Here is an 8,652-nt window from a genome sequence, read left to right as displayed (position 1 = left end):
AGATATCCCGGTGCAAGAGCTGCTCGACTCCGTAAAGTCGTTGTCCCCCAAGGAACGCAAGGCACTGGCAGCCTTGCTCAAGCGACAAGGTGTGAATCTCTACGGAGTCACTCCCATTTTCAAGAGGGAGCCTGGAGAGCAGCCTGTTCTTTCCTACGCCCAGCAACGCCAGTGGTTCCTCTGGCAACTGGAGCCCGGGAGCGCCGCCTACCACATCCCGGCGGCGCTACGCTTGAAAGGCGCCCTGGACATCGAGGCCCTGCGACGCAGCTTCGAGGCCCTGATCCGGCGCCATGAGTCCCTGCGCACCACCTTCCGCCAAGACGGCGAGCGGACGCTCCAGGTCATCCACCCCAGCGGCAGCCTCTGGTTCGAGCAGGAGCCGCTGCCGGCGGATGCCGCCACCGGCCTGGACGAGCGGATCCGGGCCCGGGTGGAGGCCGAGGTCCAACGCCTGTTCGACCTGGAGCACGGCCCGCTGCTGAGGGTGAAGCTGCTGCATCTGGACGAGAACGACCACGTGCTCGTGCTGACCCTGCACCACATCGTCTCGGACGGCTGGTCCGGCCCGCTCATGGTGGACGAGCTGGTCCGGCTGTACGAAGGCTACAGCCAGGGGCACGAGGTGAGGCTGCCGGAGTTGCCGGTCCAGTACGCCGACTACGCCCTCTGGCAGCGCCAGTGGATGGAGGCCGGCGAACGGGACCGGCAACTGGATTACTGGATCGCGCAACTGGGCGGCGAACAGCCGGTGCTGGAGCTACTAGGCGACCGGCCGCGGCCGGCCGTGCAGACCTATGCCGGAGCCCGGCTGGCCGTCGAACTCGACGGCGAACTGGCCCGCTCCCTGCGGGAACTGGCCCGGCGGGAGGGCGTGACCCTGTTCATGCTGCTGCTGGCCAGCTTCCAGAGCCTGCTGTACCGCTACAGCGGGCAGGACGACATCCGGGTGGGCGTACCGATCGCCAACCGCACCCGGGCGGAAACGGAAGGACTGATCGGCTTCTTCGTCAACACCCAGGTGCTGAAGGCCGAATTCGAGCTGCAGACCACCTTCGTCGAGCTGCTGCGCCAGGTGAAACAGAGCGCCCTGGAGGCCCAGGCGCACCAGGACCTGCCGTTCGAGCAACTGGTGGAGGCCCTGCAGCCGGAGCGCAGCCTGAGCCACAGCCCGTTGTTCCAGGTGATGTACAACCACCAGACGGCGGTGAAAGGCGAGGCGCGGACCCTGCCCGGACTCAGCGTGGAAGGGCTGGCATGGGAGAGTCATGTCACCCATTTCGATCTGACCCTGAATACTTCCGAGTCCGAAACGGGCCTCTGGGCCTCGTTGACCTATGCCACCGATCTGTTCGACGAAACGACTATCGAACGCATGGTCGGGCACTGGCTCAACCTGTTGCACGGTATCGTGGAACAGCCACAACGACGGATCGGCGAGCTTCCCCTGCTGAGCGAGGCGGAACATCGATTCATCCTGGATCGATGGGACCAGACTCAGGCCGATTATCCAGCTACCCAGTGCGTACATTTGTTGATCGAGGATAGGGCTGGAAAAACACCGGAAGCACTGGCGGTGACTTGCGACGAGCAGCGACTCACTTATCGGCAACTCGACGCCCAGGCTAACCGGCTGGCCCACTACCTGATCGAGCTGGGTGTAAAGCCTGAAACTAGAGTGGCAATAGCCATGCGCCGCTCGCCTGAAATCATGGTGGCGTTCCTGGCCGTGCTGAAGGCCGGAGGCGCCTATGTCCCACTGGATCTGAAGTATCCACAGGATCGCCAGCTGTACATGATGAAGGACTGTGCCGCTGCGCTGGTGCTGACCCAGAGCGATGTGCTGGGCCAATTGCCGCTCCCCGATGGTCTGCCGGCCCTGGCAGTGGATCGGACCGACAACTGGCAGGGATATCCCGACTCGGCACCGCAGATGGCATTGACGGCGGAGAGCCTGGCCTACGTGATCTACACCTCGGGCTCTACCGGGCAGCCCAAGGGCGTGATGGTGTCCCATGGACCACTGGCAATGCATTGCCTGGCCGCCGGCGAACGCTACGAAATGAGCATGTCGGACTGCGAACTGCAGTTCATGTCCCTGGCGTTCGACGGGGCTCATGAACGCTGGCTCACGGCATTGAGCCATGGTGCCCATCTACTGATGTGCGGCGATGAGTTGTGGACCCCGGAACAAACCTATCGAGCCATGCATCGATATGGCGTCACGGTGACGGCCCTGCCACCGGTATACCTGCAGCAGTTGGCCGAATATGCCGAGCATGATGGCAATCCTCCACCGGTACGTGTCTATTGCTTCGGCGGCGATGCGGTACCGCAGGCAACCTACGATCTGGCCTGGCGAGCCTTGCGTCCGCAATACATCTTCAATGGCTACGGGCCGACCGAAACGGTAGTGACCCCTCTGCTATGGAAAGCCCGGCAGAGTGATGCCTGCGGTGCGGCTTACGCGCCTATTGGCACACTGCTGGGCCGGCGTTGCGCCTATGTGCTGGATACCAACCTGAACCTGTTGCCGATCGGCTTTGCCGGCGAGCTCCATCTGGGAGGCGAGGGCTTGGCACGCGGCTATCTGGACCGGCCCGGGCTGACGGCAGAACGCTTCGTGCCCGACCCGCTCGGAAGCGAAGGCGAGCGGCTCTACCGGAGCGGTGACCTGACGAGGGCACGTTCCGATGGCCTGATCGACTATCTTGGCCGCCTCGACTACCAGGTGAAGATCCGCGGCTTCCGCATCGAGCTGGGCGAGATCGAAGCCCGGCTGCAGCAGCACGAGGCGGTGCGCGAGGCGGTGGTGATCGACGTCGAGGGGCCGGGCGGCAGGCAACTGGCCGCCTACCTGGTGCCCGACGACTCGGCGATGCTGGAGGGCGACGAACGCCAAACCGAACTGCGCCGCGAATTGAAGGCACACCTCGGGGCGGCGCTGCCGGACTACATGGTGCCGGCGCACCTGCTGTTCCTCGCGCGGCTGCCGCTGACCCCCAACGGCAAGCTGGACCGCAAGGCGCTGCCCCGGCCGGACGCCAGTCTGCTGCAGCAGGCCTACGTGGCCCCGGCGAGCGAACTGGAGCAGCGGATCGCGGCGATCTGGGCCGAGGTGCTCAAGGTCGAGCGGGTGGGCCTGACCGACAACTTCTTCGAGCTGGGCGGCGACTCGATCATTTCTCTGCAGGTGGTCAGTCGGGCCCGGCAAACCGGTATCCGCTTCACGCCCAAGGACCTGTTCCAGCACCAGACAGTGCAGGGACTGGCTACGGTGGCCCGCCTGGGTGACGAAGGCGGTGTGCGCATCGACCAGGGCCCGCTCAGCGGAGAAACCGCGCTGCTGCCGATCCAGCAGTACTTCTTCGAAGAGGCCATCCCCGAGCGGCACCACTGGAACCAGTCGCTGCTGCTCCGGCCGAGCAGGCCCCTGGACGGTGCCCGGCTCGAACAGGCCGTGCAGGCCCTGATCGACCATCACGATGCCCTGCGCCTGGCGTTCGTCGAAGACCCGGCGGGCCACTGGAGCGCCCGCTACCGCCCGGCCAGCGAACGGCAGTCCGTGCTCTGGCAGGCCGAACTGCGCTCCGCGGAGGAACTGGAACGGCTGGGCAACGAAGCCCAGCGTAGTCTGAACCTGCAGGAAGGCCCCCTGTTGCGGGGGGTACTGGCCGAACTCGCCGATGGCAGCCAACGCCTGTTGCTGGCGATCCATCACCTGGTGGTGGACGGCGTGTCCTGGCGGATCCTGCTGGAAGACCTGCAGACGGCCTACGGGCAACTGGAGCAGGGACAGCCGGTCAGCCTGCCAGGCAAGACCAGCTCGACCAGAGCCTGGGTGGAGCACCTGCAAGGCTATGCGAACAGTGAAGCCGGGCAACGGGAACTGGCCCACTGGCGGGAGCAGCTCGAAGATGTCGCCGGCGAACTGCCCTGCGACAACCCCACCGGCGGCCAGCAGAACCGGCATGCGGCGCATGCGAGCACCCATCTGGCGCGCGACTGGACACGCCGCCTGCTGCAGGAGGCGCCGGCCGCCTACCGCACCCAGGTCAACGACCTGTTGCTGACCGCCCTGGCCCGGGTACTCACCCGCTGGACGGGCCAGGCCGCCACCCTGGTGCAACTGGAAGGCCACGGGCGGGAGGACCTGTTCGACGATATCGACCTGACCCGTACGGTGGGCTGGTTCACCAGTGCGTATCCGGTGAAGCTGAGTCCGGCCGAAACGCTGGACGGCTCGATCAAGGTGATCAAGGAGCAGTTGCGGGCCATTCCGAACAAGGGTATCGGTTTCGGTATCCTGCGTTACCTGGGCGACGACTCGACTCGGCGACGCCTGGCCGGACTGCCGGTGCCGCGTATCACCTTCAACTACCTGGGCCAGTTCGACGGCAGCTTCGATCGAAACGAAGGAGATATCCTGCTGGTCCCCGCGGGCGAAAGTGCCGGCGCCGAGCAAAGCCCGGACGCCCCGCTGGGCAACTGGCTGTCGATCAACGGCCAGGTCTATGGGGGCGAACTGAGTCTGACCTGGACCTTCAGCCGGGAACGCTTCGCCGAGGCGACGATCCAGCGCCTGGCCGACGCGTATGCTCGGGAACTCGAAGCCCTGGTCGCGCACTGTGCAGATGAGAATAATCGCGGCGTGACGCCCTCGGATGTCCCCCTGGCCGGATTGAGCCAGGAGCAACTGGACGCACTGCCGGTCCCCGCAGGGGAAATCGAGGATATCTATCCGCTGTCGCCGATGCAGCAGGGCATGCTGTTCCACAGCCTACTGGAGGGGGAGGCGGGCCACTACATCAACCAGATGCGGGTGGACGTGGAAGGGCTGGACGTCGCACGCTTCAGGGCCGCTTGGCAGGCGGTGGTCGACCGGCACGAGGTGCTCAGGGCCAGCTTCGTCGAGGTGGACGGACGTCCGCTGCAGGTGATCCGCAGGCAGGTTTCCATGCCTTGTGTCGAACTGGACTGGCGCAGCCAGCCGCAACTGCAGGACAGCCTGGACACCTGGGCGCAGACGGACCGGCAACGGGGCTTCGACCTGGAGCGCGAGCCGCTGCTGCGGCTGGCGGTGATCCGCACCGGGGAGAACCGCCACCACCTGATCTACACCAACCACCACATCCTGCTGGACGGCTGGAGCGGCTCGCAACTGCAGGGCGAGGTGCTGCAGGCCTATACGGGCAAACCCATCGGGCACCCGGGCCTCCGCTACCGCGACTACATCGCCTGGCTGGGCCGGCAGGACCGGGCCGCCAGCGAAGCCTTCTGGCGGGAGCAACTCGGCGCCCTGGAGGAGCCGACCCGGCTGGCCCAGGCCATCAAGATCGACGAAGCGGAGAAACGAGCCGGTCATGGCGACCATCAGCAGGTGTTCGACCCGCAACAGACCCGTTGCCTGAGCGAGTTCGCCCGGGCCCAGCGGGTGACGGTCAACACCCTGGTGCAGGCGGCCTGGCTGCTGTTGCTACAGCGCTACAGTGGGCAGGCGACGGTGTGCTTCGGCGCCACCGTGGCGGGACGTCCGGCCGAGCTGCAGGGCGTGGAAGGGCAACTGGGCCTGTTCATCAACACCCTGCCGGTGATCGCCAGCCCCCGGGCGGAACAGCGCGTAGGCGAGTGGCTCGGCCAGGTCCAGGCGCAGAACCTGGGCCTGCGCGAACACGAACACACGCCGCTGTACGAGATCCAGCGCTGGGCCGGGCTGGGCGGCGAGGCGCTGTTCGACAGCCTGCTGGTGTTCGAGAACTACCCGATCGCCGAGGCATTGCAGCAGGGCGCGCCCGAGGGCCTGGTGTTCGAGCGGCTAGCCGTCCGGGAACAGACCAACTACCCGCTGACCCTGGCCATCGGCCTGGGCGAAACGCTGACGGTGCGCTACGGCTACGACCGCGGGCATTTCGACGCAGCAGGCATCGAGCGGATCGCGGGGCATTTCGCCCGGCTGCTGCAAGGCCTGACCAGCGACGCCCGGGCCGCTATCGGCGAACTGCCGCTGCTGGCCCCGGAGGAATACCGCCAGATCGTTCACGACTGGAACCGGACCGAGGCCAGCTACCCGAGCGAGCGCAGCGTGCACCAGTTGATCGAGGATCAGGTGGCGAGGACCCCGGAGGCGGTGGCCCTGGTGTTCGGCGAACAGGAAATGAGCTACGGAGAGCTGAACCGCAGGGCCAACCGGTTGGCGCACCGGCTGCGCGAACTGGGCGTGGGTCCGGACGTGCTGGTGGGCATCGCGGTGGAGCGGGGCTTCGAGATGGTGGTGGGGCTGCTGGCGATCCTCAAGGCCGGCGGGGCCTATGTGCCGCTGGACCCGGAGTACCCAGGGGAGCGGCTGGCGTACATGATCGGGGACAGCGGTGTCGGCTTGCTGCTAACCCAGCGGCACCTGCAGGACCGGCTGCCCTCAGCCGACGGGGCGCAGAGCCTGTTCCTGGAGCCAGACGACGACTGGCTGGAGGGCTATGGCGAAGAGAACCCAGCCAACCGGACGATGCCGCAGAACCTGGCCTACGTGATCTACACCTCCGGCTCCACCGGGCAGCCCAAGGGTGCGGCGGTGCGAATCGGCAGCTTCGTCAACCTGTTGCACTGGTACCGGGCCGCCTGCGAACTGACCGCGGACGACCGGGTGCTGCTGCTCAGCTCCTACAGCTTCGACCTGACCCAGAAGAACCTGTACGGCGTGCTGTGCGCGGGAGGGCAACTGCACATCGCCCCGGCGGGCTACGACCCGGACAGCCATCGCCGGCAGATCGGAAAACACCGGCTGAGCGTGCTCAACTGCGCCCCGAGCGCCTTCTACCCCCTGCTGCAGGGCGATCGCGCCGAACTGGCCAGCCTGAAACACGTCCTCCTGGGGGGCGAGGCCATCCAGCCGGGAGAACTGGCGGAGTGGCTGGACTCGCCCCAGGCGGCGAACGTCTCGATCCACAACACCTATGGTCCGACCGAATGCACGGACGTGGTGATCGCCCGGGCGACGCCGGGAAGCGCGGTGCCGGGGCTGAGCACTTTGCCGATCGGGCGGCCGCTGCCCGGGGTCAGCGCCTATGTCCTCGACGGCTCGGCCGGGCCGGTCGCCCTCGGGCAGGCGGGGGAACTGCATGTCGGCGGGGACTGCGTGGGCGAGGGCTACTGGCATCGTCCGGGCCTGACCGCCGACCGCTTCGTCCCCGACCCGTTCGACGACAGCGAGCAGGGCGGCGGGCGCCTGTACCGCACCGGCGACCTGGCCCGTTACCGGACCGACGGGGTGATCGAGTACCTGGGCCGTATCGACCATCAGGTGAAGATCCGCGGCTTCCGCATCGAGCTGGGCGAGATCGAGGCCCGGCTGCAGCAGCACGGGGCCGTGCGCGAGGCGGTGGTGATCGACATCGACGGGCCGGGCAGCAAGCAACTGGCCGCCTACCTGGTGCCCGACGCCCCGGCGATGCTGGACGGCGACGAACGCCAAACCGGCCTGCGCGGCGAACTGAAGGCGCACCTCGGGGCGGTGCTGCCGGACTACATGGTACCAGTACACCTGGTGTTCCTCGAGCGGCTGCCGCTGACGCCCAACGGCAAGCTGGACCGCAAGGCGCTGCCTAGGCCGGACGTCAGCCTGCTGCAGCGGGCCTACGTGGCCCCGGCGAGCGAACTGGAGCAACGGATCGCGGCGATCTGGGCCGAGGTGCTCAAGGTCGAGCGGGTGGGCCTGACCGACAACTTCTTCGAGCTGGGCGGCGACTCTATTATCGCTGTTCAATTAGTGTCTAAATTGAAAGCGTTGAAAGAATACGGCTTCGACTCAACCCTGCAAGACTTGATGCAGAAGCCAACTATTTCAGACTTGCTTAACAATAACAGCAATCGCTTATTGGTATTGAACAAAAAAATCTATAGTGCTCCTCCTTTGTTTTGTGTTCATGGTGGATTTGGAACTGTTTTTGATTATAAATCATTGGCTCAACGATTAAACGGTCGCCGTACTGTGATAGGCATTCAATCACGTATGTTGCTTGACTCGAACTGGATAGATAAAACACCAGGCTCAATGGTCGAAAATTATACCTCGCTTATTCGAGAGCAACAAAAGGAAGGTCCATACCATCTGTTAGGTTGGTCTTTAGGGGGAGCCTTGAGTATTCTGATAGCTCGAGAGCTAGAGCATCAAGGGCAGCAGGTTAATTTTTTAGGATTGGTAGACAGTTTTGTAACAGCCGGCAAGAAAAGCAAGAATCGAGAGTGGCAAAAAGAGCTTTATGACTTTATAAAAGCTGTCGTCATAAACAATGCCAGTAATGCCAATAACTACAATTTACTGGATGGCTTGCCGGAAACTCCACAAAATATCCTTCAGACAATACGTTTTTTGACGGACCACCATAACATTCATCTTGAATTAAATATAAAAGAGCTGACTGATGCATTTCGCGTATATAGACAAATGAGCTTACTGATGCAAGACTTTGGGGAGCTTCCCAAGATAACCACTACCCCTCACTGTTGGTGGATTAAAGGCCGGGAATTTGAAAGTCAGCAACTATATAGGATGATTCAAAGAAAACCCAAGCTGGAGTTTTTTTTGAAAACCAATCACTATCAAATTCTGCAGGAATCAAGCTTTATTTCATCTCTGTGTGATCTGCTATAGCGAGG

At 64.0% G+C, this 8,652-nt stretch carries 1 protein-coding gene; it reads left to right on the top strand.

Features of this window, described 5'->3' with window-relative positions; all coding sequences use genetic code 11:
* Positions 1-10 precede the first annotated feature (10 nt).
* Positions 11-8,647 (top strand): non-ribosomal peptide synthetase, encoded by an 8,637-nt coding sequence (locus tag AVCA_RS11680; protein WP_012701127.1) that lies wholly within the window; start codon positions 11-13, stop codon positions 8,645-8,647.
* Positions 8,648-8,652: the final 5 nt, after the last annotated feature.

The sequence above is a fragment of the Azotobacter vinelandii CA genome (assembly GCF_000380335.1).
GTDB classification, from domain to species: domain Bacteria; phylum Pseudomonadota; class Gammaproteobacteria; order Pseudomonadales; family Pseudomonadaceae; genus Azotobacter; species Azotobacter vinelandii.
This window is presented reverse-complemented; position numbering and strand designations above follow the sequence as displayed.